We start from the raw sequence: 24,033 nt of genomic DNA, 5'->3' as shown, positions 1-24,033 counted from the left end.
TTGGGCTGCTCAAAGGCCTGTTTATGCAGGTGAGAAGCGCTGCGAAAGGTGTCTATGATCGAGGCGTCCGGCCGTGTGAACCCGGTGTCGGAACACCCCGGTAAGGAGTCCCGCGGTGAGCACTCCGCAGATCACCCGCCCCGGCGGGACGTACGACGTCGACCGCAGCGACGCCGAGTACCGCTCGTGGCTCAACGAGGCCGTCCGCAGGGTTCAGGCGGATGCCAACCGCTCGGCCGACACGCATCTGCTGCGCTTCCCGTTGCCGGAGCACTGGGGGATCGATCTGTATCTGAAGGACGAGTCGACCCATCCCACCGGCAGTCTCAAGCACCGTCTCGCCCGATCACTGTTCCTGTACGCGCTGTGCAACGGCTGGATCCGTCCCGGCCGCCCGGTGATCGAGGCGTCAAGCGGTTCGACGGCCGTCTCCGAGGCCTACTTCGCCAAGCTCATCGGGGTGCCCTTCATCGCGGTCATGCCGCGCACGACGAGCGCAGAGAAGTGCCGACTCATCGAATTCCACGGCGGGCGGTGCCACTTCGTGGACGACTCGCGGAAGATGTACGAGGCCTCGGCCGCCCTCGCGGCGGAGACCGGCGGCCACTACATGGACCAGTTCACCTACGCGGAACGGGCCACGGACTGGCGGGGCAACAACAACATCGCCGAATCCATCTTCCGGCAGCTGGAGCTGGAGCGGTTCCCGGAGCCCGAGTGGATCGTCGCCACGGCCGGTACCGGAGGCACCTCGGCGACCGTCGCGCGGTACGTGCGCTACATGCAGTACGACACCCGCGTCTGCGTCGCCGATCCTGAGAACTCCTGCTTCTTCGACGGATGGACGACGGGCGACCCGGACGTCACCTGTGACCGCGGCTCGCGCATCGAGGGCATCGGCCGGCCGCGGATGGAGCCCAGCTTCGTACCCGGTGCCATCGACCGGATGATGAAGGTCCCGGACGCGGCGACCGTCGCCGCCGTACGGGCCCTGGAAGCGGCCATCGGCCGCAAGGCGGGCGGCTCCACGGGCACGGGTCTGTGGAGCGCGCTGAAGATCGTCGCGGAGATGGTGGCCGACGGGCGCACAGGCAGCGTGGTGACCTTGCTGTGCGACCCGGGTGACCGGTATCTGGACAAGTACTACTCGGACACGTGGCTCGCCGAGCAGGGGCTGGACATCGCACCGTACACGGCGGCGATCGAGTCACTCCTGGAGACCGGGGTGTGGCCGGACTGACTCCGGTCCGGCGCCCTGTGCCGCCAGCCTCCGGTCCAGTGCCGTCACCGCGCGGCGGAACGCGCGTCCCAGGCCCCCGCGCGCACCCTTGAGCGCGAACCGGAAGACCGCCGACCCGTCGGCCGCGAAGGTCCACTGCACCCGTGTGCCCGTACCGGCCGGTGTGAGCCGCCACTCCTCCAGGAGCGCATGGATCCCGGGCACGCCCGTCTCGTCGACCCGGTACGCGTAGACCTCGTTCGGCTTGGCCGCGACGACCGTCTCCCGGAATCGGGTGCCGCCCGTCAGGCGCACCTCGCGCCGGGTGCCGTCGTCGAGGGGCCGGGCGTGGGTCACGGCGGAGAACCACTCGCTCCAGCCGTGGACGTCATGGGCGAGAGCGCCGAAGACCGCCCTTGGCGGTGCCGTGACCTCCCGTGCGAACACCAGCCGCACGGGAGCGGTCTTCGTGAAGTCGAGTCCCACCGGGCGCAACAGGCGTGCCATGGACGGAACCTCCTCGCGGGAACACCGGGTTCCCGAACGCAAGCGGTGGTGCGGGTCGGCGTCACCATAGCTGGCGGTCCGTCAGTTGTCTGTGTCCTCTTCGGTCTCCCCGGCCACCACGAGCCGTCTGAGGTGCTCCGCGATCTCCTCCCGCGCCTCTGCGGGCAGCCCCGCGTCGGTCACGAGCGTGTCGACCTGCTCCAGCGCGGCGAACGAACTCAGGCCCACCGTGCCCCACTTGGTGTGGTCGGCGACCACCACGACACGCCGCGCGGACTGTACGAGCCGCCGGTTGGTCTCGGCCTCCGCCAGGTTCGGCGTCGACAGGCCCGCCTCCACCGATATCCCGTGCACACCCAGGAAGAGCACGTCGAAGTGGAGAGACGCGATCGCCTGATCGGCTACGGGGCCCACCAGTGAGTCGGACGGGGTCCGCACCCCACCGGTCAGCACGACCGTGGCGCCCCCCTGGCGCTGGCCGGAGGTGCGCTGTGCCGAGTGGAAGACGTCGGCCACGCGCACGGAGTTGGTGACGACGGTCAACTCCGGCACTTCGAGGAGATGGTGGGCCAGCGCGTATGTCGTCGTCCCGCCGGACAGTGCGATCGCCGTGCCCGGCGCGACCAGTTCGGCGGCGGTCCGGGCGATGTCCTCCTTGGCCGTCAGCTCCAGGCCCGACTTGGCCTCGAACCCCGGCTCGTGCGTGCTCGCCTCCACCAGCGGGACCGCACCGCCGTGGACCTTCTCCAGCACACCCTGGCGGGCGAGCGCGTCGAGGTCGCGGCGGACCGTCATGTCGGAGACGCCCAGCTTCCGGGTCAGCTCGTTCACCCGGACGCCGCCGCGCCGTCGCACCTCGTCGAGGATCAGGGCGCGGCGCTGCTCCGCGAGGAGGTTCTGATTCTCGCTCACGTCCGCTTCGCTCCCTTTCGCCCGATCCATCCCGACATGGCATCCATACCGGCTCCGACAAGGCCATTCTCCCGCCGTCAAAGCCGAGGACGCCCCATCCTCGCACGGGTTGCCATGGATGAGGCCACCCCCCGTACCTCGGGAATCACCTTCCGCACTTCATCACGTCACCCGTATCGGGGAGATTCCGTGAGAACGGGTGTGCGCGCCCGGGACAGCGGCGATCATCTGCCTGCACATGACACACGGTACGCAACGCGGGGGAAGTGCAGAACAGTGGAGCGTGCACGGGAACACGGCGGGGAGCACGGCGACGCCGGGCAGCGGCCGGCAGGAGGCGGGGTGGCCCTGGAGCTCCTGGTCCACGGCGTCGGAGGCACCACACCCGAGGAGATGCTGGGCGATCCACGCACGGTCCGTGTCTCCGGTGACGAGACGGCCGCCGTCCACCGGCGCGAGGCCGACATCGACGCCGAGCGGCATCCGGAGGACCGCAGGAGAGGTCCGGTGCCCGAGGCGTACGTCTGGTGCAATCTCACCTCCGGGAACGCCGCGCGCGCCCTGTGGCTGTTGCTGCTGCCCTTCATGGTGGTCAATCTCGCGCACTGGATGCGCCCCTCGACGACCGGTCGGCAGCGGACCGTCCGCCTGTACGGACTGATCGTCCGTCTCATCGGGCTCACTCTGACGGTCCTGCTGGTCGCCGCCGCCTGCGAGGTCGCCCTGGACCTGGGTGCCTGGCAGTGCGCGGGTACCCGCGCGTGCGCCCAGCGCCACTCCTGGCTCGGCTTCCTCTCACCCGTCGCCTCCGACCACGGCTGGTGGAGCCAGCCGGGGCGGCGTCTGGCCCTGGCGTCCCTGGTGCCCACGGCGCTGACCGGCCTGCTCTGGTACCTGTCGCACCGCACCTGGAGCGCGTACGAGTCCCAGCAGCCGATCTCCCGTCCGGCCGAGCCGGACGAGGAGCCGCACCGCACCGCCCTCGGCCGCCCCGGGTTCTGGTACGGGCGGCGCCTCGTGGCCCGACTGCGCGCCGCCCACACCGCAGCGGGCTTACTGACGGTCGCCGCCGCGCTGGCCACCGCCGCCGCCCGGTACGACAGCCGGCACGGCTCCGTCGAACTCGAGGCCGTCGGTTGGCTCCTGTGCGCAGCTCTCCTCGCGGCGGGCGTGGTTGTGGTGGGGGTGGTGTGCCGACGGGGCCGTACCGAGAACCGGCTGGATCGAACTCTCGACCAGGCCCTGGTGCGCAGGCTGCCCGCGGGCGCGCTCGTGCTGCTCGCCGCGACCGTGGTGTACGCCGGCTGGTCGCGCCCGGGCTGGCGGTCCGCGGACCGGTTGCCCGGCGACGCCACGTTCGGCGCGCTCGCCCTGGCGCAGGGAGTCCTCGTCATCGCGCTCGGCGTCGTCGCCCATGTCCTTCACCGCACCCACCCCGACACCCGCACCGCGATGCGCGGACTGGCCGGCCCCGCCGTCGCGATGCTGGCCTGCGCGCTCGGCGGGGTGATGTCCGGCGGGGTGGCCCAGCGGGTCGCCGACTGGCTGGACGGCACCCGGCACATCATGGCCGGTCCGCCCGTCCTGCTCACCTGGCAGGCGTCAACGATTCCGCCGCTGCTGCTCGTTCTGCTCGTCGTCGTGGGCCGGCTGGCCCGGCGCTCCGCGGTACTGCGACGCGCCGAGACCGCCGCGGTGGAACTCGACTACCAAGGCGAGCCCAGGGACAGCGCGCGGACCCGGCGCATCGCGGGCACCCGCGTCATGGCCGCCGTCACGGACCGGACCCCGCTCGTCGTCGCCGTCATGTCCGCCGCGACCCTGCTCCTGGGGGCGCTTGCCCTGGCGGGAGCCTTCGCCACCCACGACACCCCGGAAGGGGCCACCCTGGGCACCCAGCCCTTAGTACGCGGAGGCGCCGAGACCGCTCAGGCGCTCGGCTCCTGGCTGATCGGTATCGGCTTCCTCCTCTTCGTCACCTGGGGACGCCGCGCCTACAAGGACGCCTCGGCGCGGCGCACCATCGGCATCCTGTGGGACGTCGGCACCTTCTGGCCGCGGGCCGCCCACCCCTTCGCCCCACCCTGCTACGCCGAGCGTGCCGTGCCCGACCTGTCCTGGCGCATGGCCACCTGGACCGAGACCACCGGCGGACGACTCGTGCTGTCCGGCCATTCTCAGGGCAGCGTGCTCGCGGCGGCGGCGGCCTGGCAGCTCGAGCCCTCCGTGCGCAGAAGGGTGGCCCTCCTGACGTACGGCTCGCCCCTGGAGCGACTGTACGGGCGCTGGTTCCCGGCCTATTTCGGCCCCGCCGCGCTCAGCTCTCTGCACCGCGAGGTCGCCTGCTGGCGCAACCTCTACCGCCTCACCGACCCGATCGGCGGTCCGATCCGGCTGCCCGGCGACTGCGGTCCCCAGGTGGACCGCGCGCCGCTCAGGGATCCGCTCGCCTACGGCCGCACCGCGGAGCACCCGCTGCCCGCGCCGATCCTCGGGCATGGCGACTACCAGGCGGACCCGGCGTTCGCGGAGGAGCGCGAGCATCTGCTGAGCCGGCTGCGGCCGGGACTGCCCGGACCACGTCCCGCCGGGCCGGACGCGGAGGCGGGTAGTGGCGGTCAGGGCAGCTGCGGCAAATCCTCCGGATAGAGCAGGGTCAGTTGGTCCGTGCTCGGTTCCGCCAACTGGGCGACCCGTCCCGCGTGCCGCTCCACCATTGCCTCGAACGTCTGGCGCGCGGTGCGCCCGTTGCCGAACGACGGTCCCTTCGGGATCGCCGTGAAGTACTTCAACAGTGCTTCGGTGGTTCCATGGCCGAGTCGGTACTCGTGCTCCTCGGCCTGCTGCTCCACGATCCGCAACAGCTCGTCGGGACCGTAGTCGCCGAAGGTGATGGTCCGCGAGAAACGGGACGCAACGCCCGGGTTGACCGACAGGAAGCGCTCCATCTCGGCCGTGTAGCCCGCGACGATCACCACGACCGCATCACGGTGGTCCTCCATGAGCTTCACGAGGGTGTCGATCGCCTCACGGCCGAAGTCGCGCCCGGAGTCCTCCGGGGACAGCGCGTACGCCTCGTCGATGAACAGCACCCCGCCGCGCGCCCGTTCGAAGGCATCCTGGGTACGGATCGCGGTGGAGCCGATGTGCTCGCCGACCAGGTCGACTCGCGACACCTCCACGAGGTGGCCCGTTTCCAGGACGCCGAGCGAGGCGAGGATCTCGCCGTACAGCCGGGCGACCGTCGTCTTGCCGGTGCCGGGGGCTCCCGTGAACACCAAGTGCCGTCGTACGGACGCCGCCTTGAGGCCGGCCTGCTGCCGACGGCGTCCCACCTCGATCATGTCGGTCAGGGCACGCACCTCACGCTTGACGCTCTCGAGGCCGACCAGCGCGTCGAGTTCCCCGAGCACGGCCGACGAGGTGCGCGCGGGCTTCTCCGGCTCCGGGACGGCCGTGACGAGATGGTCCTGCTCGGTGCTGCGCTGGCCGGGGATGGCGCCCAGCAGGCCGGAGGACCGCCCCGTCGTCTGCACGGCGGTCTCCCGGGGCGGCTCGGGCAGCCGCAGTCCGGCGCTCTCGTCGCTGGTGCAGTCCTCGACCACCGGACCGTCACCGGAGGTGCCCGGGCCACCGTCCGCGAACTCGTAGCCCCCGCGCGCACACCGCTCGGTCCGGCACTTCCTCAACGTCGCGCGGCAGCCGTCTATCACATGGAAGCCGTAGCCACCGCTGCCCGTGACCCGGCAGTTCAGAAAGCTGCCCCGGCCGTCCGCCGAGACGTAGAAGCCCGCCTCCGCAGGTGAGGTCACCGTGCACCGCTCGATGGTGGGATCGGCGCCCTTGGTGACGATCACGCCGGTCTGGGTGCCGTCGATGGTGCAGCCGGACAGCGTGCCACCGCTGCCGTGGTCCCGGAACCAGGCGCCCGTCGCCGCGTCCCGGATCCGGCAGTCGTCGAGTTGTGTGGTGGCACCGTCGCTCACCGAGACGGCAGTGTTGCGCACCTGTGTGAGGTCGCTGTCCACGACGTCCGCGCGCGAGCCGCGGTCGAGGACGAACAGGGCGTCCTGCACATCGTGCACCCGGCACGAGTCGAGCACCGCGGTGGCGCCGTCGCTGACCCAGACCGCCGGATAGTCGCCGGTGCTGTCGAAGATCTCGCACTGGTCGGCGTCCACCCGGGTGCCTGGATCCCACACCGACAGGCCGTTGCGGCCGAACTGCCGCACCGTCGTGCGGGTCAGCGTGAGCACCGAACGGGAGCGCAGGTCGACCGCGTTCTCCGGGATGTCGTGGATGCGGCAGTCGGCCAGGGTGAGCACCGCGTCGGTGTCGAGCGTGACGCCGTCAGCGGTCGTGCGGTGCACATCGCAGTCCGTCAGGTGTGCCGTGGCACGGGCGGTCACCTGCACCCCGGAACCGCGGATCTCGTACACCTCGCAACCGATCGCCTCCAGCGAGGAGTTCTCACCGGTCGCCGACAGGCCGGCGCCCGAGGTGTGGTGCACCCGGCAGCGCTCCAGGCGCGGGCGGGCGCCGCCGCGGGCCGCGACACCCGACTGGGCCGCCGCCATGACCTCGCACTCCTCGAAGACCCCGCCTCCGCCGTCCACGACGGCGATGCCGACGCCCGCCGGGTTGTCGACGGTGCACCGCCGTACGGTGGGGCGGGCGTCGCCGCGGACCTCGATGCCGGCCGCCGACCGTGTCGTGATCCGTACGTCCACCAGCTCCGGGGCACCCTCCTCCACGAGGAGCGCGGGCGCCGCAGCGTCCTGGCCCTCGACGTGAAGGTCCTGGACCACGGCGGAGGCCCGCACGGTCAGCGGCACCCCGTCCACCGGGGCGATGCGCACGGAACCGGGGGAGCCCTCCGGCCCGCGCAGTGTCACCGCCCGCTGGACGACGAGGTTCTCCCGGTAGGTGCCGGGAGCGACGGTGAGCACGTCTCCGTCCCCCGCGGCCTCCAGGGCGGCGGCGAGCGACGCGTACTCACCTGTGCGGCGCCGCCACCGCGATGTGCCGGTGTGCGTCACCTGGACCGTGCCCTGTGCCATGGCGCTGCTGTGCCCCCACCTCGTACTCACGCGGGTTCTCGCGAAGATACCGGACAGCCGACCAGCCGGCCGGTCCACCGTAGCGTGCGCGGAGATGGGCGGTTGACCGGAGCCCGAAGGCGGTCAACTGCCCGTTCCGGTGCGGCCCCAGTCCGGGCCCGCCTTGTCCCATGCCTGGTCCCATCGTGCGTATCGACGGCGGACCATGCGCCAGACGATCAGCCGGCGGCCGCCCTCTATCAGCCCCCCGGCCAGTCCGGCCGCGCCGGCACCCGCCAGCACGGCGTGCGTCGTCGCGGTGGCACGGTCCAGCGGGCGGGTCACTATGCCGCCGTGGACGTCGGTCCAGACGGTGAAGTGGTCGCCCCGGCGCGGGGACTCGAGGCCGGCGAGGACCGGCTCGTGATGTGCCGTGCCGTCTGGTGCGGTCCAGTCGGCGAGTACGCGGCTGTGCGCGTCCCGCGTCGTCGACGACTCCGGATCCGGGTCCAGCGCGACGCGGTTGAGCTTTTTGACGACGGTCGCCACGACCTGGTGGCGACTGCGCTGCTGGTCTCGCACAGACCTCTGCAGAGAGTCCTCGGCGACCGAACCGATCACGACCCCGACCAGGGGCGCGACGACGAGGACCAGGAGAAGGGCGAGCAGCGCCGCCCAGGCTTCGGCCAGATCGGTTGCACGGCACAGTGGATTGCCCCGCCAGCGCCACAGACCGCTGATTGCTCGCACCGTCCCGCACCCCCTTCCGCGTCCGTGATAACCCCGGCACCCGGACGTCGGCCGCCGAGGCCGGAGAGAAGAGAGCGAAATCACCTCTCTCCGCCCGACGCGCCTCTCATGAATTTCTCATATCGACTCAACGACCGTGCTCCGCGCCACGGTTCCCTCGTTGGCCGTCCGATCGAAGTGTGCTGCCGCAGAAATGCGGAGGACTCAATTCCGGTAACTGGTCCCGAAGCCCTGAGGCATCGCTCCGAGCGGCGGCAGGCGGAAACCGGGGAGAGTCAGGGAGTCGGCACGCTGCGGGCTGCGGCAACGGTCCGAACCCGCCCGGGGGACCGGCTCATCCGAGGATCGTGACGGGATCGCCGACGCGCACCGTGCCGTGCGACTGCGGTACCAAGTTCTGTCCGAAAGCGAGTCTTTCGCCGACGCGGCGATGGCGGGCGAGGGTGCGCAGTGGCTCCTTGCCCCGCTCGGCGGTGGCCTGGTCCGTGGTCGTCACGACGCAGCGTCCGCACAGCTTGGCGACCCGGAAGACGACCTCGCCGATGGCGATCCGCTGCCAGTCGTCCTCGGCCCAGGGTTCCGTTCCGGCCACGACGACATTGGGCCGGAACCGGTTCATGGGCAGGGGGCCCTCTTCGGGGCGGTCGCCCTGCTCGATCAGGGAGTTGAGGGCGTCGAGGGACGAGACCGTCGTGAGCAGCAGCGGGTAGCCGTCGGCGAGACTGACGGTCTCGCCCGGGCGCCCGAACGGCGGGTCGTGGATGGGCCGGCGGACGGCGGGGTCGTCCAGGTGGACGAGGGTCACGCCCTCGCCGACGTATGTGCAGAACCAGGCGCTCGCCTCGCGGTCGGCGGGGACGGTCTCGATCTTGTCTCCCGCCCACTTCGCCGTCGTCGTACCGCCGAACGGGTCGGGCACGGCCACGGACAGCGGGTCCAGGCCGGGAGCGGACACACGGATTCCACCGCCGGGCAGCAGCTCGGCGGCGGCCAATGCCAGATGCGGGTGTTCGCGTTGTGTGACGACCCGGCCGGTGTCGTCGATCAGTGCCCAGCGTCGGTCTCCGGCCAGCCCCCATGGCTCCACCACGGCCTCGTGAGGCGCCTGGCCCCTTAGCGCCTTGACCGGGTGGATGTGAATCGAGTGCAGCGCTGGATTCGGCATGAGGCCATCGTCCCATCGGGAGCCGATGGCCTCATCCTGTGAGGTGGATCAGTATCCCCGGTACTGCCCGTTGTTGTACGGGTCCTGGTACGGCGCCGGGGCAGGGCGGGGCGCGGCGGAGCGAGGCGCGGCGGGACGCATCGCCTCGTAGCCCGTGCCCATCGGGCGAGGCGGCTGCATCTGCTGCGGGCCCGGGTAGCCACGGGGGCCGGCCGCCTGCTGCGGGATGTACGCGGTGGGCGCCGGCTGCAGCGGCGCGGGGTGCGGGGCAGGCGGGTATCCGTAGGAGGGAACCTGGGGGGAGGGCGCGGCCGGCAGCGCGGGAAGCGCCGACGGCAGCGCGGGCAGGTTGCTGCCCGGCGTGTCGTATGCGGAGGGGACCCGGATCGGAGCGATCTGCGGGGTGCCCCGCTCGGCGACGAGCCTGTCGTAGATCGGAGTGTCCGGGAAGGGCGACGCGGAGTAGTAGCCGCCGCCATAGGTGGAGCGGGGGGAGGTCATGGCACATAAGTTAAGCCCACGATGTGCTGGTTGGGGAGACCGATAAGAGGGTTGTTTTCCGTGTCCGGGGTGACGCGGGATCCCCAATGCGAATGAACTTGCCAAAAAGGGGCATCGGGCGGGGTTGAGATCGTGTAAAGGCCGAGTTCCCGGTGGGTTACCGGTGGTTGGCCAGTGGTCTTGCGGTCCGGGTCATGGGAGTTCGGGCCCTGGGGGAATAGGTTGACCGGAACGGATGCAGCGGACTGCCCTGGGCCTCGGTCCCGGTGCGGTGACACGTGATGGGGGCGGACATGTCAATGCCGAAAGGATCCAATCTTCAGGTGCCGACGGCGGCGTTGCGCGTCGAACTGGGCTGGCGCTCCGGACCGGGTGTGCCCGACGTGGACGCCTCGGCACTGCTGTTGGTCTCCGGGAAGGTCCGAACCGACGGCGACTTCGTCTTCTACAACCAGCCCACGCACTCCTCCGGCGCGGTGCGCCATGAAGGCAAGCGGGAGGCGGGCGGTCAGGTGACGGAGACGCTCGTCGTCGACCTCGCGCGCGTGGAGCCCGCGATCGAGACCGTGGTGCTCGCCGCCTCCGTCGACGGGGGAACGTTCGGACAGGTGCCCGGCCTCTCCGTCCGTGTGCTCGACGAGGGGCGGGGCACCGAGGCCGCGCGTTTCGACCCCGCGGCCGGCGTCGAGACCGCGTTCGTGCTGGGGGAGTTCTACCGTCGCCAGGGCGCCTGGAAGTTCCGCGCGGTCGGACAGGGCTACGGCAGCGGACTCGAAGGTCTGGCCACGGACTACGGCATCACGGTGGACGAGCCCCAGCATGCGGTGCCCCCCGCTCCGGCCACACGCGTCGACCGGCCGAGCGTGCCGGGGGTCCCGCCGGTCACCGTGACCCCGCCGTCCGTGGCCGTCCCTGCGCCCCCGGTGACCGCGTTGCCGCCCACCTCGCCGTACGGTGCGCCGCCGCCGTCCCCGACCGCCCCGTACGGCCCGCCCGCGCCCGCCGTCCCGCCCTCGGCACCCGGGGCCCCGGTCCGTCTCACCAAGGTCACGCTCACCAAGCAGGCCCCCTCGGTCTCGCTCACCAAGCAGGGCGGAACGTCGGGTTTCATGCGCGTGAACCTCAACTGGCAGGTACGTAAACAATTTTCGGGATGGGGCAGCAAGCGCGGCCGGGCGGTGGCCCGGCACTCGGACCTCGACCTCGACCTGTGCGCCCTGTTCGAACTGTCCGACGGCAGCAAGGGAGTGGTCCAGGCGCTCGGCAACGCCTTCGGGTCGCTGCACCACCCGCCGTTCATCCACCTCGACGGCGACGACCGCACCGGGGCCGTGGAATCCGGCGAGAACCTCACCATCAACCTCGACCGCACGCAGAGCTTCAGGCGCATTCTCATCTTCGTGACCATCTACGAAGGCGCCCGCTCCTTCGCGGACCTGCACGCCACGGTCACGCTCCAGCCGCAGCACGGCGCACCCGTCGAGTTCTTCCTCGACGAGTGCACGGTGCCCTCGACCGTGTGCGCGCTCGCCCTCATCACCAACTCCGGTGGCGACCTGATCGTCCAGCGCGAGGCCCGCTATCTGGTCACGGAGCGCGGAGTCAGCCCGCAGCGCACGATCGACCGCGCCTACGGGTGGGGCATGAACTGGACCCCCGGCAGGAAGTGACGGGGCCGGTCGCCCGCGCGACCGGCCCGTTCACTGCTCCTCGAGCGCCGCGTCCGGGCGTGCGTAGGTGCGGCCCTTCCAGGCCGCACCATGTCCCCGGTAGTGCTGCACCGCCGAGTCGACGGTCATGAGCAGGTAGAGCAACGCCGTGACCGGCAGCAACAGCGCGAGCCACGGCGGCTGACGGTAGTAGCGCAGCATCGGGACGTACGTCGCGGTCATCACCAGCTTCGCCAGCCCGCCGATCACCGCCGCGGCGAGGTTCCCCGTGACGAGCCCCGCGATCAGCGCGACGGACGGCACCAGGTAGACGACGGCGAGTCCGAGCACCGTACCGACCAGAAGCAGCGGATTGTGCCGCAGTTGGGCGTAGGCGCTCCGAGAGACCATCCGCCACAGGTCGTGCAGCCGTGGATACGGCCGCACGCTGTCGACCCGGTCGGCCAGCCCCAGCCAGATGCGGCCGCCGCTGTTCTTGACCGCTCGCGCGAGCGCGACGTCGTCGATGACCGCCTGCCGGATGGCGTCGGGAATCCGCGCACGCTCGGCTGCGTCGGTGCGCAGCAGGACGCAACCGCCCGCCGCGGCCGCCGTACGTCCCCCGGGCACCGCGATCCGGCGGAAGGGGTACAGCTGGGCGAAGAAGTACACGAACGCGGGCACGACGAGCCGTTCCCACACGCTCTCCACCCGGAGCCGGGCCATCTGCGAGACGAGGTCGAAGCCACCCGTGCGCGCCGCCGCCACCAGTTCCCGCAGGCTGTCGGGGGCGTGGGCGATGTCGGCGTCCGTCAGCAGCAGATACTCGGGTGCACGCACGCGTGCGCGAGAGATCCCATGGCGTACGGCCCACAGCTTGCCGGTCCACCCGGCCGGCGGCTCGCCCGGTGAGTCGACGGTCAGCGGCAGCCCGCCGTGCCGCTTCGCGAGGTCGCGGGCCAGCTCTCCGGTGCCGTCCGAACTGCCGTCGTCGATCAGGAAGATCTCGGCTTGCCCGGGATAGTCCTGCGCGAGCAACGACGGAAGGCTCTGCGGCAGTACCGAGGCCTCGTCGCGCGCGGGCACGACGACGCACACGGACGGCCAGTCGCCGGGTCCCCGGCGGGACGGCAGCCTCACATCCGTACGCCAGAAGAAGCCCTGGCACAGCAGCAACCACAACCAGGCCGCGAGTGATACCGCGGCGATCCACACGATGGCGCTCACGCGCGCAGTCTGCCCCACCCCGAGGGCCGGCCGGGACACGTCGTCTATCGTGGCCGGGTGAAGATCGCGCTCATGGACTCCGGACTCGGCCTCCTTCCCGCCGCCGCCGCCGTACGCCGGTTGCGGCCGGACGCAGATCTCGTGCTCTCCTGGGACCCCGACGGGATGCCCTGGGGGCCGCGCACTCCCCAGGACATCACCGCGCGCGCCCTCGCCGTCGCCGAGGCGGCAGCCGCCCACCGTCCCGACGTCCTGATCGTCGCCTGCAACACCGCGTCCGTGCACTCCCTGCCCGCACTGCGCGCCCGCTTCGAGCCTGATCTTCCCGTCATCGGCACGGTGCCGGCGATCAAGCCGGCCGCCGCGGGCGGCGGACCCGTCGCGATCTGGGCCACGCCCGCCACCACAGGGAGCGCCTACCAGCGCGGACTCATCCGGGAATTCGCCGACGGGGTGACCGTCGCCGAGGTGCCGTGCCCCGGGCTTGCCGACGCCGTGCACCACGCCGACGACTCGGCGGTCGACGCCGCCATCGCGGCGGCCGCCGCGCTCACCCCCGACGACGTCACGACCGCCGTCCTCGGCTGCACCAACTACGAACTGGTCGCCGAACGGATCCGCGCGGCTCTGCGGAAGCCCGGCCGCGCCCCGCTGATCCTGCACGGGACCGCCGGAGCGGTGGCCGCGCAGGCGCTGCGCCGCCTCGGGGAGAACTCGGCGCCTGACGCTCCCGCCGTGGGTGGTCTCACGGTGCTGCTGAGCGGTCGCGAGGGCGTGCTGCCCGCCGAGGCGCTGACGTATCCCGAGGGCAGGCTCCTGCAGGCGGTCAGCCCCGCACGGTGAGAGGCCGACCCGGTGTCCCCTTCCCCTGAACCGGCGCCGGGAGCAGTGACTCTGCGCAACCTGGTGCCCGCGTTCCGGAAGCTGGGTACTCTCGAGGCATGAGGGACCATCCCCAGGGCGACCCCGAGATCTGGACGGGGCGCGCGACCAATCGTGCGCAGTGGCTGCTGGCGCTCGGCGGTGCCGCGTGTATGGCGCTCGGCATCGCGCTGGCCGTCGAGTCGGCGTGGACGTCCGGCATCGTCCCCCTTGTCATGTCCGTCGTGGGCTGTATCGCGGCCGGGCTGCTGGTCCTGTTCGGAACGCTCGCGTTCGTGCACGTGGCGGTGAAGGTCGACCGGGAATGCCTCGAGGTGCGCTGCGGCCACATCGGCGTCCCGCGCCGCCGCATCCCCCTCTCGCTCGTGGCCGGGGCCGAGTTCGTGCCCAGGGTCACCCCGCGGCAATGGGGCGGGTGGGGTTACCGCTGGCGTCCCGAGAAGGGCACGGCGGTCGTCGTACGGCGTGGTGAGGGCGTCGTGCTGCGCTTTTGGGACGGCCACACCTTCACGATCACCGTCGACAACGCGGAGACGGCGGTACGGGTCATCCGCGCCCGGCTGCACACGAGCCTGCCCGGCGCCACGCACTGACCCACGCGGACCGACGGTCGTCCTTCCCTCTGGCTGCTGCCCGTCCCTTTCCATGTGCCTTGTCCCATGTGTGCACGCGATTGTGTGCACGCGATGGGAGCCTGCCGTCAGGGCTCCGTCCGCTCGCTGCGTTCGTCCGCCAGCGGCCGTGCCGTGGCGATACCGGCGAGCAGGCCCGTCCCCGCGGTCACCGCGGTGAAGCTCAGCGCGTTGCCCACCGATGCGATCACCGCGAGTGCCGTCAGCGTGGCGCCCGCCGTGAGCGCGACGGGAGTGGGCCGCCCGGTGCGCAACAGCGCGTACAGCACCCAGCAGAAGACCGCCGCGAGCAGTGCCACGCCGGTCAGCCCCTGTTCCGCTGCCAGTTGCAGCGGCGCGGAGTGGGGCTTGCCGTCGGGCAGGAGCGACTGCGCGGCCGTGGGACTCAGCTCGCCGAAGCGTCCCGGCCCCGCGCCGAGCGTGGGGTCGCGGTGAGCGAGTGTGAGCGCGTCCCGCCAGAGCAGCACCCGGTGCGGCCCGAGCTGGTCCTCCAGGAAGGAGCCGAGGCCGTCCGGCAGTACGCCCTCCGCCACCGCCCAGGTCACTCCGGTGACCAGGACCGTCGCGAGCGCGAGGCCGGACAGTGCCAGGGCGCGATGCCGCATCCGGTCGGCGGCGAGCGAGCACAGGAGGATTCCGGCGGAGGCGACGAGACCCGTCGTCGAGCCGAGCGCGGCAGCGACGACCCCGATTCCCACGGCCGACAACCGGAGGGCCAGTCGCTGAGCCGGGAAGCGGGCCGCCCACGCGGCGCAGCAGGCCGCCCCCGCGGAGAGGGCGAACAGCGCGGCGATCTCACCGGTGTCCCCGTGCGGGGTGACGACCGGCGGCCCCGCCGTGGCATGCGGTGCGGCGACTGCCAGCCCGAGGCCGGCCAGGGCTCCCGCGGCGGGCGCGACGACCGGCAGGAGAGATCCGAAAATGCGCCCGGACGCATAACCGGCGGCGACCGCGAGCACCGCGAGCAGAAATCCCTCGGGCCGGCCACCGTGTGCGGTGGCCGTGATCAGCGACCACGCCGCGCAGGCACCGAGCGCCAGGACGCCGGTGGCATCAGATACGTTTCGTCCCTCGTCTTCCGCGTCCGCGGCCCTGGTCGCGGACTCCGTGCCCGTGGATTCCACCCCGCCACCCCCCTGTGCCGGGCCCGGCCGTCCGGCCGTGTCCGGCCGGACCTCACAGGCTCCGGCACACGGTAACGGGTGATGCGCCGGTTTGTGGATGAGTTGCGCAGCAACGATGCCGCAGCGGGGCGAAACAATGCGGTCCGAAAGCGGATGGGACGCCTATGGCGCGGCCGGACCGAGCTGTCGGGGGTTCGGTCACGCGCCGTACACTCCCCGGGTGACCGTCACCGCAACTTCCGTGGGCGAGCCGGAGCGACTCGAACCCCAGGCCGCACCGGCACCCCGTGCCGCACGCCGGGTGCGGCGGCTCGTCCCGGCCGCAGCCGCGGCGCTCTCCGGAGTGCTGCTGTACGTCAGCTTTCCGCCCCGGACGCTGTGGTGGCTGGCTCTTCCGGCCTTCGCCGTCTTCGCCTGGAGCCTGCGCGGCCGCACCTGGAAGGCGGGACTCGGTCTCGGCTATCTGTTCGGTCTGGGCTTCCTGCTCCCGCTGCTCGTCTGGACCGGCGTCGAGGTCGGCTCCGGTCCATGGCTGGCGCTCGTCGCGGTGGAGGCGATTTTCATAGCGCTCGTCGGCGCGGGCGTCGCCCTGGTCGCGCGGCTGCCCGCCTGGCCGGTGTGGGCCGCTGCGGTGTGGATCGCGGGAGAGGCGGCACGGGCGCGCATGCCGTTCGGTGGCTTCCCCTGGGGGAAGATCGCCTTCGGTCAGGCGGACGGTGTCTTTCTGCCGCTCGCCGCGGTCGGCGGCACCCCGGTGCTGGGCTTCGCGGTGGTGCTGTGCGGCTTCGGGCTGTACGAGATCGTCCGCGTCGTCGTGGAGGGACGGCGCGGGGGAGAGCTGCGGCGCGGGACGGCCGTCGTCGCCCTGATCAGTGTCGCCGCTCCCGTGCTCGGCGCCGTCGCAGCGCGTTCCCTGGTCAGCGACAAGGCCGAGAACGGCACCACGACCGTCGCCCTCGTCCAGGGCAACGTGCCGCGCTCCGGGCTCGAGTTCAACGCGCAGCGGCGCGCTGTCCTCGACTACCACGCGCGGGAGACCGAGCGCCTGGCCGAGCGGGTCAAGGCGGGTGAGGTCCCGAAGCCCGACCTCGTGCTGTGGCCCGAGAACTCCTCCGACGTCGACCCCTTCGCCAATCCCGACGCCGCCGCCGTGATCGAAGGTGCCGCGACGGCGATCGGCGTGCCCATCTCCGTCGGCGGTGTGGTCGAGCGCGGGGGCAAGCTCTACAACGAGCAGATTCTGTGGGATCCCGACAAGGGCCCGGTGGACACGTACGACAAGCGGCAGGTGCAGCCCTTCGGCGAGTATCTGCCGCTGCGCTCGCTGCTCGGCGTCATCAACAAGAACTGGACGTCGATGGTGAGCCAGGACTTCAGCCGGGGGCACAAGCCGGGCGTGTTCACCATGGCGGACGCCAAGGTCGGCCTGGTCACCTGCTATGAAGCCGCCTTCGACTGGACCGTGCGCAGCACCGTCCAGGACGGAGCGCAGCTGATCTCGGTGCCGAGCAACAATGCGACCTTCGACCGCAGCGAGATGACCTATCAGCAGCTCGCCATGTCCCGGGTGCGGGCGGTGGAGCACAGCCGCACCGTCACCGTGCCTGTGACGAGCGGTGTCAGCGCCGTCATCATGCCGGACGGGAAGATCACCCAGCGGACCGGGATGTTCGTCGCTGCCTCGCTCGTCCAGAAGGTGCCGCTGCGCTCGTCCGAGACGCCCGCCACTCGGCTCGGCACCCTGCCCGAGATGCTTCTGGTGCTGGTCGCGGCCGCCGGGCTCGGCTGGACGGTGGTGTCGACGACCCGCGGCCGCCGCAAGCGCGCCGCTGAAGACGCGCGTGTGGCTGAGCCGGAAGTGCCGGAGTCGGCCCGTTAGGCTCTGGCCATGGCCACTCCCGATTTCATCCGGACCATCCGCGCCTCTGCCGGTCATCAGCTGCTGTGGCTCCCCGGCGTCACGGCCATCGTCTTCGACGACGACGGCAGGGTGCTGCTGGGGCGCCGTGCCGACAACCGCAGATGGTCGGTGATCGGAGGCATCCCCGACCCCGGGGAGCAGCCGGCGGCCTGTGCGGTGCGCGAGGTGTACGAGGAGACGGCGGTGCGGTGCGTCGCCGAACGGGTCGTCCTCGTCCAGGCACTGGAACGGGTGACATACGAGAACGGCGACATCTGTCAGTACATGGACATCACGTTCCGTTGCCGGGCCGTCGGCGGCGAGGCGCGCGTCAACGACGACGAGTCGCTCGAGGTCGGCTGGTTCACGGTGGATGCGCTGCCCGAGCTGAACGACTTCGGCCTGCTCCGGATCAAGCAAGCCCTGTCGGATGGACCCACATGGTTCGACCCCACGAATCCGCTGTGAAGTATGTGCGGTGAACATATGGGGTGGGGCAGGGGCACTGCCTAGAGTCAACCCATGACGCCTGCCCCGCACTCTTCGCTCGACCTCGGTGGACGCATCGCCCTCGTCACCGGTGCCGCCGGCGGCATCGGCCGCGCCTGCTCGCTGCGGCTGGCCACCGCCGGGGCCAAGGTGAGAGCGGTCGACCGGGACGCCTCCGGGCTCGACGAGCTCGTCGCCGCGGCCCGCGGCCTCGCGGGCGCCGTCGAGCCGCACGTCCTCGACCTCACCGACCTGGACGCCGCCGAACAGGCGGCCGCGGGCACCGACGTCCTCGTCAACAACGCGGGGCTGCAGCTGGTACGCCCGCTGCACGAGTTCCCGCCCGATGTCTTCCACACGGTGCTGACGGTGATGCTCGAGGCACCGTTCCGGCTCATCCGGGGGGCGCTGCCCCATATGTACGGACAGGGCTGGGGCCGCATCGTCAACATCTCGTCGGTGCACGGGCTGCGCGCCTCGGCGTTCAAGGCGGCGTACGTCACCGCCAAACACGGGCTCGAAGGGCTCTCGAAGGCCGCCGCCCTGGAAGGCGCCGCCCACGGCGTCACTTCGAACTGTGTGAACCCCGCGTACGTGCGCACGCCCCTCGTCGAGAAGCAGCTCGCGGACCAGGCCCGGGTGCACGGGATCCCCGAGGAGCGTGTTCTGTCGGAGGTGCTTCTCCAGGACAGCGCCGTCAAGCGGTTGATCGAACCCGAGGAGGTCGCCGAGGCGATGGCCTATCTGTGCAGCCCACAGGCGTCCTTCATCACCGGCACGTCGCTGGTCCTCGACGGCGGCTGGACGGCGCACTGAGCGCGCGCATGTCAAAGGTTGTCCACAGGTCGGGTGAGCCCGGTCCTGCCGTGGGCCATCCTGGGGGCATGGCTCGCGATCATGTACAGTCCGCGGAGCGCCCCGGCACCGGAGCCGAGGCGCCGTTCCTGGAGCTCCTGGCCCGGGGCGCGTCGGCCGACGCGTACGAGCAGCCGGTGCTGCTCGCCCGCGCCGAAGGTCTGCCGGCGGAGCGCGTCGACGCACTCGAGCGGGCCAAGCGGCTGGCCCTGCGCGTGCGCGCGGAGATGGAGGGCCGGCGCCGGCGCGAGGCCGAGCTGTCCGCGCTGTTCGAGACCGCCCACGACCTGGCCGCGCTGCGTGACCTCGACGCCGTCCTGCAGGCGATCGTGCAGCGCGCCCGGTCGTTGCTGAGCACGGGCGTCGCCTATCTGACCCTGCACGACGAGGCGGCCGGCGACACCTATATGAGGGTCACCGAGGGTTCGGTCGCCGCTCGCTTCCAGCAATTGCGGCTGGGTATGGGGGAGGGGCTCGGTGGACTGGTCGCCCAGACCGCCCGGCCCTATGTGACGCCGGACTATTTCAGCGACGACCGCTTCCAGCACACCCGCACGATCGACACGGGCGTGAGCGACGAGGGACTCGTGGCGATCCTCGGTGTGCCCTTGATGATCGGTCCCCAGGTGATCGGAGTGCTGTTCGCCGCCGACCGGCGGGCCCGGGTCTTCGAGCGGGAGGAGATCGCGCTCCTGGGCTCGTTCGCCGCGCTGGCCGCCGCCGCCATCGACACAGCGAACCTGCTCACCGAGACGCGCTCGGCCCTGGCCCGGCTCGCACGCGCCAACGAGATCATCCGCGACCGCAGCGGGGCCATCGAACGGGCCTCCGACGTCCACGACCGGCTCGCCGAACTCGTTCTGCGCGGCGGCGGGGTCCACGACGTGGCGGCCACGGTCTCGCAGGTCCTCGACGGCACGGTCGAGTTCGCCGAGGCGGCCGGCACCCCCACCGCGGCCCTGGAGGCGTCCCGCGTCGAGGGCCATGCCGTGCGCCACGGGGAGGACTGGATCGCCGCGGTGTCGGCCGGCGGCGAGCTGCTCGGTGCGCTGGTGCTGCGCGGCCATCCGGGGCTCGACCCCGTCGACCAGCGCACCCTGGAGCGGGCCGCGATGGTCACCTCATTGCTTCTGCTGGCCCGTCGTTCCGCCGCCGAGGCAGAGCAGCGCGTCCGGGGCGAACTGCTGGACGACCTGCTCGACGGCCGCGACCGCGACCCGCGTGTGCTGCGCGAGCGGGCCGCGCGGCTTCGCGCCGACCTCGACGCCACCCATGTGGTGCTCGCCGCCCGTCTCGACGGCACATCGGCCGACGCAGACCAGGAGGCCGCCGCTCGCCGTCGTCTGTGGTCCGCCGCGTCCCACCTCGCGGCCACCCGCCACGGGCTCGCCGCCACCCGCGCCGGCGGTACGGTTCTGCTGCTGCCCCTCGAACCGGGCGACACGGGGACCCACCTCGCCCGCCGTACAGCCGGACAGCTGGGCACCGCCGTCCATGAAAAGGTCACCGTCGGGGCGTCCGGACCCGTCTCGGATCTCGCCGCCCGTCCCGACGCGGTGGCCGCGGCCTACACGGAGGGGCTGCGCTGCCTCGACGCGCTGCGCCTGCTGGGCCGGGCCGGGGACGGCGCCGCCGCCGACGACTTCGGGTTCCTCGGACTGTTGCTCGCCGGGGACCGGGACATCGCCGGCTACGTCGAGCGCACGATCGGTGAGGTCGTCGCCTATGACGAACGGCGCGGCACGGACCTCGTCCGCACCCTCGACGCGTACTTCGACTGCGGTATGAGCCCGGCGCGCACCAAGGACGAACTGCACGTGCACGTGAACACGGTGGCGCAGCGTCTGGATCGTGTGGGGCGGCTCCTGGGAGACGACTGGCAGAGCCCCGCTCGCGCCCTGGAGATACAACTGGCACTGCGACTGCTCCGGTTGTCCTCGTCAGCTGTTTCCCGATGACCCGAGGGCGCGTTCCGTGTTCTGGCCGAAAGCGCGCCCTCGGAAAGACCGCGAACCGGCCCCGCACGCACGGGCGCACGGGGCCGGTCGGTGCCTGGGGCTTCAGACGGTACGCGCATCCGCCGTGGGTGCGTCGGCGGGCTCCGCGTCGACGGGCGTGTCCACCCGCGTCAGGTCGCGGTTGCGCGTCTCCTTGGCGACGCCCACCGCGATCAGGGTCAGGACGGACGCCGCGATGACATACAGGGCGATCGGCGTGGAGCTGTCGTAGTCGGCCAGCAGCGCGGTCGCGATGAGCGGAGCCGGGGCGCCTGCCGCCACCGAGGCGAACTGGGCCCCGATGGACGCACCCGAGTAGCGCATGCGGGTCGCGAACATCTCGGAGAAGAAGGCAGCTTGAGGCGCGTACATCGCACCGTGCAGCACCAGCCCGACGGTCACGGCGAGGATGAGGTTGCCGAACCCGCCCGTGTCGGTGAGCGCGAAGAACGGGAACATCCACAGCCCTACCCCGACCGCGCCCAGCAGATAGACCGGCCGCCGGCCGATCCGGTCCGAGAGCGCGCCCCAGGCCGGGATGACGGCGAAGTGCACGGCGGAAGCGATGAGTACGGCGTTGAGGGCGCTCTGCTTGGAGACGCCGGCCGACTCGGTGGCGTAGACGAGGATGAAGGCGGTGATCACGTAGTAGCTGATGTTCTCCGCCATGCGCGCGCCCATGGCGATCAGCACGTCCCGCCAGTGGTGGCGCAGCACGGACACCAGCGGCAGCTTCTCCGCTTCGGCTCCCGGCGCCGTCCTCCGCTTCTCTGCCTGTGCCAACGCCCGCCGGAACACAGGCGATTCATCGACAGACAGACGAATCCACAAACCGACGATCACCAGCACGCCGGACAGGAGGAACGGAATGCGCCATCCCCAGGATTCGAACGCGCTGTCGGAGAGGACGGCGGTGAGCAGCGACAGCACGCCCGTGGCAAGGAGCTGCCCGGCCGGTGCGCCGGTCTGCGGCCAGGAGGCCCAGAAGCCGCGCCGCCGCGCGTCACCGTGCTCCGACACGAGCAGCACGGCGCCGCCCCACTCACCGCCGAGCGCGAAGCCCTGCACCAGACGCAGTGTCGTGAGCAGCACGGGCGCTGCGGTCCCGACCGTGGCGTGCGTGGGCAGCAGGCCGATGGCGAAGGTCGCACCGCCCATCAGCAGCAGGCTCAGCACCAGCAGTTTCTTGCGCCCCAGCCGGTCGCCGTAGTGTCCGAAGACCAGGGCACCGAGCGGACGGGCGGCGAAACCGACCGCATACGTCAGGAAGGACAGCAGGGTGCCGACCAGCGGGTCGGAGTCCGGGAAGAACAGCTTGTTGAAGACGAGCGCGGCGGCGGACCCGTAGAGGAAGAAGTCGTACCACTCGATGGTGGTGCCGATGAGGCTGGCGGCGACGATACGGGGGAGGTTCTGGGGCCGTGCCGGGGGCGTCGGGGGAGCGGATGCTGCTGAGGCCATGTGCGCCACTTCCTCGTGTGCGGTGGGGACAGGTACGTGTCGGCACACGGTAGGAACGTGCAGGTCAGACGCACATGTGGTGGGACAACATAGTTCTGCAGCGGGCTATGCGCTCGGCCCCCATGTCCGATCGACGAGACGTGATCATGCGGCTCGATCGGGGGCGGTACGCCTCCACGAGGACCATCTGCATCTTCGCGCGCGTCCTGATCCACCGTGCCGTCCGTCACGGACGACCAGGGAAGAGCAGGGACTGAAGCAGTGGCGGGGAGTCCTGGGCGACTGTCATCGCCGCGCGTGGGTTAACGCCCCCACCACCGCTCCTGCCCTTGTCGAGCAGGAACGTCAGGGTGCCGCGATGGGACGCGCTACCGCGCGGCTCCGAAGTCCTGGGTCCAGTAGTCGTTGGGCTGTGCGAGACCGACGCCGATCTCCTTGAACCCGCAGTTGAGGATGTTGGCCTTGTGACCGGGGCTGGACATCCAGCCCGCCATGACCTGCTCGGGGGTGGCGTAGCCGTAGGCGACGTTCTCGCCGTAGGTGCTCCAGGCGTAGCCGGCCCGGGTGATCCGGTCGCCCGCGGCGGACCCGTCGGACCCGGTGTGCGACATGTTCTGGTGGGCCGCCATGTCCTCGCTGTGGTCCTGTGCGGCCTTGGTCAGCTTCGCGTTGACGGTCAGCGGCGAGCAACCGACCTTGGCCCGCTCGGCGTTGACGAGTTCCACGACGCGCGCGACGGCCCCGGACGCAGGGGCACCGGTCACGGGCGCCGGAGCGGTGCCCTCCGGTGTGCTCTGCGGTGTGGCGGGCGTGGAAGCGGAAGCGGTGGCGCTCGGGGTGGTGCGCGGCGCCATGGTCCTGGGCCTGGGGGCTGTGGTTCGTGCGATCTTCGGCGGCGGGGTGGTCTTTGGCGCGCTCGCGGAAGGGGTCGGAGTGCTCGATGCCACAGAGGTGGGTTCGCCGTGACCGTCGGCGTTCCAGCCGTAGTACCGGTCGGCGTCGTGCTGACGATTCTTGGTCGCGAGCTTCGCGGCAGTGTACGACGGGTGTCCTCCGCCGTCCCCCCAGTTGGCGTAGGCCACGGCGACGGACGGCACGCCCACGGCGCCCATGGCGACGGCAGCGATGACTATGCGCCGGCGATTCTTCTTGCGGTGCTTCCCCATGTGTGACCTCACTCGGTGATCGCCGAGCGCTCCCTGTGCGGCTGGCTGTCTGCGGACCCCACCCCTGAACCACGGCGATGCCCTGCGGCCGTCATTCTTAGGACGGGCACACAGGGCGCGCAAAGAGCCTTCGTACTACTTTGCTTCGTAGACATGGGTGGGCCCTTGAAATGGGAGTGGAGGCGTGCTGGTCCCGCTTCTACGGCCTTCGTCGTTCCTGTCGCCCAGTCAGAAGCCTTCTGCGTATGCGAACGGGCGACATCGTCGAGAGGGGAAGGGTTCTCGAGTCCCGGATGCAACGCGCCGACGCCAAGCCGGACAAATCGCGTATGTCGACAAAGTGGCGTCTACTATTCGGGGCGGTTAGTTCCCGGATTCAATGTGACGGATGTCACTGACCTGCGGAACTGTTCCGGCCGACCGGCAGGCCGTCGAGATCTCGGGAAAGGCAATTCTGACGCGCCGTGATGCGGGTCGTCGTGGCGCTTCGTCGCTCTCCGGATGATGATCTGCTGCGCTCCTCAGGGCAGACGCTCACCGAGTATGTCGTCCTGATGA

General features: G+C 71.2%; 19 protein-coding genes. 9 read left to right on the top strand and 10 right to left on the bottom strand.

Annotation, left to right across the window (positions count from 1 at the left end; genetic code table 11):
* The first annotated feature begins 115 nt into the window (after positions 1-115).
* On the top strand, positions 116-1,240 hold the full coding sequence (gene cds1, locus VXC91_RS16590; protein WP_329508025.1) for an L-cysteine desulfhydrase Cds1: 1,125 nt from the start codon (positions 116-118) through the stop codon (positions 1,238-1,240).
* Here the strand turns inward: cds1 and VXC91_RS16585 are convergent.
* On the bottom strand, positions 1,208-1,726 hold the full coding sequence (locus VXC91_RS16585; RefSeq protein WP_329508024.1) for an SRPBCC family protein: 519 nt from the start codon (positions 1,724-1,726) through the stop codon (positions 1,208-1,210). The genes cds1 and VXC91_RS16585 overlap by 33 nt on opposite strands.
* A gap of 81 nt (positions 1,727-1,807) precedes the next feature.
* Positions 1,808-2,638 (bottom strand): DeoR/GlpR family DNA-binding transcription regulator, encoded by an 831-nt coding sequence (locus VXC91_RS16580; RefSeq protein WP_329508023.1) that lies wholly within the window; start codon positions 2,636-2,638, stop codon positions 1,808-1,810.
* Between the two features lie 276 nt (positions 2,639-2,914).
* On the opposite strand from VXC91_RS16580, the gene VXC91_RS16575 reads away from it, so the two are divergent.
* Positions 2,915-5,287: a hypothetical protein gene (locus VXC91_RS16575; protein WP_408057394.1), complete on the top strand. Its 2,373-nt coding sequence runs from the start codon at positions 2,915-2,917 to the stop codon at positions 5,285-5,287.
* On the opposite strand, the gene VXC91_RS16570 is transcribed toward VXC91_RS16575, so the two are convergent.
* From VXC91_RS16570 to VXC91_RS16555, 4 genes are all read right to left on the bottom strand, one after another.
* Positions 5,257-7,698: a right-handed parallel beta-helix repeat-containing protein gene (locus tag VXC91_RS16570; protein WP_329508022.1), complete on the bottom strand. Its 2,442-nt coding sequence runs from the start codon at positions 7,696-7,698 to the stop codon at positions 5,257-5,259. The genes VXC91_RS16575 and VXC91_RS16570 overlap by 31 nt on opposite strands.
* A 123-nt stretch (positions 7,699-7,821) precedes the next feature.
* Positions 7,822-8,427, bottom strand: a complete 606-nt coding sequence (locus VXC91_RS16565) for an Rv1733c family protein (protein ID WP_329508021.1) — start codon at positions 8,425-8,427, stop codon at positions 7,822-7,824.
* A 334-nt stretch (positions 8,428-8,761) separates the two neighbouring features.
* Positions 8,762-9,592, bottom strand: coding sequence for an MOSC domain-containing protein (locus VXC91_RS16560; RefSeq protein WP_329508020.1), 831 nt, complete (start codon positions 9,590-9,592; stop codon positions 8,762-8,764).
* Positions 9,593-9,640: 48 nt separating this feature from the next.
* Positions 9,641-10,093, bottom strand: a complete 453-nt coding sequence (locus tag VXC91_RS16555) for a DUF6643 family protein (protein WP_329508019.1) — start codon at positions 10,091-10,093, stop codon at positions 9,641-9,643.
* Between the two features lie 293 nt (positions 10,094-10,386).
* Between VXC91_RS16555 and VXC91_RS16550 the strand changes: the two genes are divergently transcribed.
* A complete protein-coding gene (locus VXC91_RS16550; protein ID WP_329508018.1) occupies positions 10,387-11,763 on the top strand; it encodes a TerD family protein in 1,377 nt (458 codons plus the stop codon).
* A gap of 30 nt (positions 11,764-11,793) precedes the next feature.
* Here the strand turns inward: VXC91_RS16550 and VXC91_RS16545 are convergent, their stop codons facing one another.
* Positions 11,794-12,969, bottom strand: a complete 1,176-nt coding sequence (locus tag VXC91_RS16545) for a glycosyltransferase (protein WP_329508017.1) — start codon at positions 12,967-12,969, stop codon at positions 11,794-11,796.
* 57 nt (positions 12,970-13,026) lie between these two features.
* Here VXC91_RS16545 and VXC91_RS16540 point away from each other — a divergent pair, with 57 nt between their 5' ends.
* Positions 13,027-13,812, top strand: coding sequence for a glutamate racemase (locus VXC91_RS16540; protein ID WP_329508016.1), 786 nt, complete (start codon positions 13,027-13,029; stop codon positions 13,810-13,812).
* 98 nt (positions 13,813-13,910) lie between these two features.
* Positions 13,911-14,444 carry a hypothetical protein gene (locus VXC91_RS16535; protein ID WP_329508015.1) on the top strand — a complete coding sequence of 178 codons (534 nt, stop codon included), beginning with the start codon at positions 13,911-13,913 and terminating at the stop codon, positions 14,442-14,444.
* Positions 14,445-14,551: 107 nt separating this feature from the next.
* Here VXC91_RS16535 and VXC91_RS16530 read toward each other — a convergent pair whose 3' ends face one another.
* Entirely contained in the window at positions 14,552-15,607 is a 1,056-nt protein-coding gene (locus VXC91_RS16530; RefSeq protein ID WP_329508014.1) for an O-antigen ligase family protein, read from the bottom strand.
* A 220-nt stretch (positions 15,608-15,827) separates the two neighbouring features.
* On the opposite strand from VXC91_RS16530, the gene lnt reads away from it, so the two are divergent.
* From lnt to VXC91_RS16510, 4 genes are all read left to right on the top strand, one after another.
* Positions 15,828-17,486 carry an apolipoprotein N-acyltransferase gene (lnt, locus tag VXC91_RS16525; protein ID WP_329508013.1) on the top strand — a complete coding sequence of 553 codons (1,659 nt, stop codon included), beginning with the start codon at positions 15,828-15,830 and terminating at the stop codon, positions 17,484-17,486.
* A gap of 9 nt (positions 17,487-17,495) precedes the next feature.
* Positions 17,496-17,975, top strand: a complete 480-nt coding sequence (locus tag VXC91_RS16520; protein ID WP_329508012.1) for an NUDIX hydrolase — start codon at positions 17,496-17,498, stop codon at positions 17,973-17,975.
* A 54-nt stretch (positions 17,976-18,029) separates the two neighbouring features.
* On the top strand, positions 18,030-18,812 hold the full coding sequence (locus VXC91_RS16515) for a 3-hydroxybutyrate dehydrogenase (protein ID WP_329508011.1): 783 nt from the start codon (positions 18,030-18,032) through the stop codon (positions 18,810-18,812).
* Between the two features lie 68 nt (positions 18,813-18,880).
* Complete coding sequence (locus VXC91_RS16510) at positions 18,881-20,809, top strand: helix-turn-helix domain-containing protein (RefSeq protein WP_329508010.1); 1,929 nt, start codon at positions 18,881-18,883, stop codon at positions 20,807-20,809.
* Positions 20,810-20,911: 102 nt separating this feature from the next.
* Here the strand turns inward: VXC91_RS16510 and VXC91_RS16505 are convergent, their stop codons facing one another.
* Both VXC91_RS16505 and VXC91_RS16500 read right to left on the bottom strand, forming a co-directional pair.
* Positions 20,912-22,309: an MFS transporter gene (locus tag VXC91_RS16505; RefSeq protein WP_329508009.1), complete on the bottom strand. Its 1,398-nt coding sequence runs from the start codon at positions 22,307-22,309 to the stop codon at positions 20,912-20,914.
* A 368-nt stretch (positions 22,310-22,677) separates the two neighbouring features.
* Positions 22,678-23,475 carry a CAP domain-containing protein gene (locus VXC91_RS16500; protein ID WP_329508008.1) on the bottom strand — a complete coding sequence of 266 codons (798 nt, stop codon included), beginning with the start codon at positions 23,473-23,475 and terminating at the stop codon, positions 22,678-22,680.
* Positions 23,476-24,033: the final 558 nt, after the last annotated feature.

This window comes from Streptomyces chiangmaiensis (assembly GCF_036281785.1).
GTDB lineage: Bacteria > Actinomycetota > Actinomycetes > Streptomycetales > Streptomycetaceae > Streptomyces > Streptomyces chiangmaiensis.
This window is presented reverse-complemented; position numbering and strand designations above follow the sequence as displayed.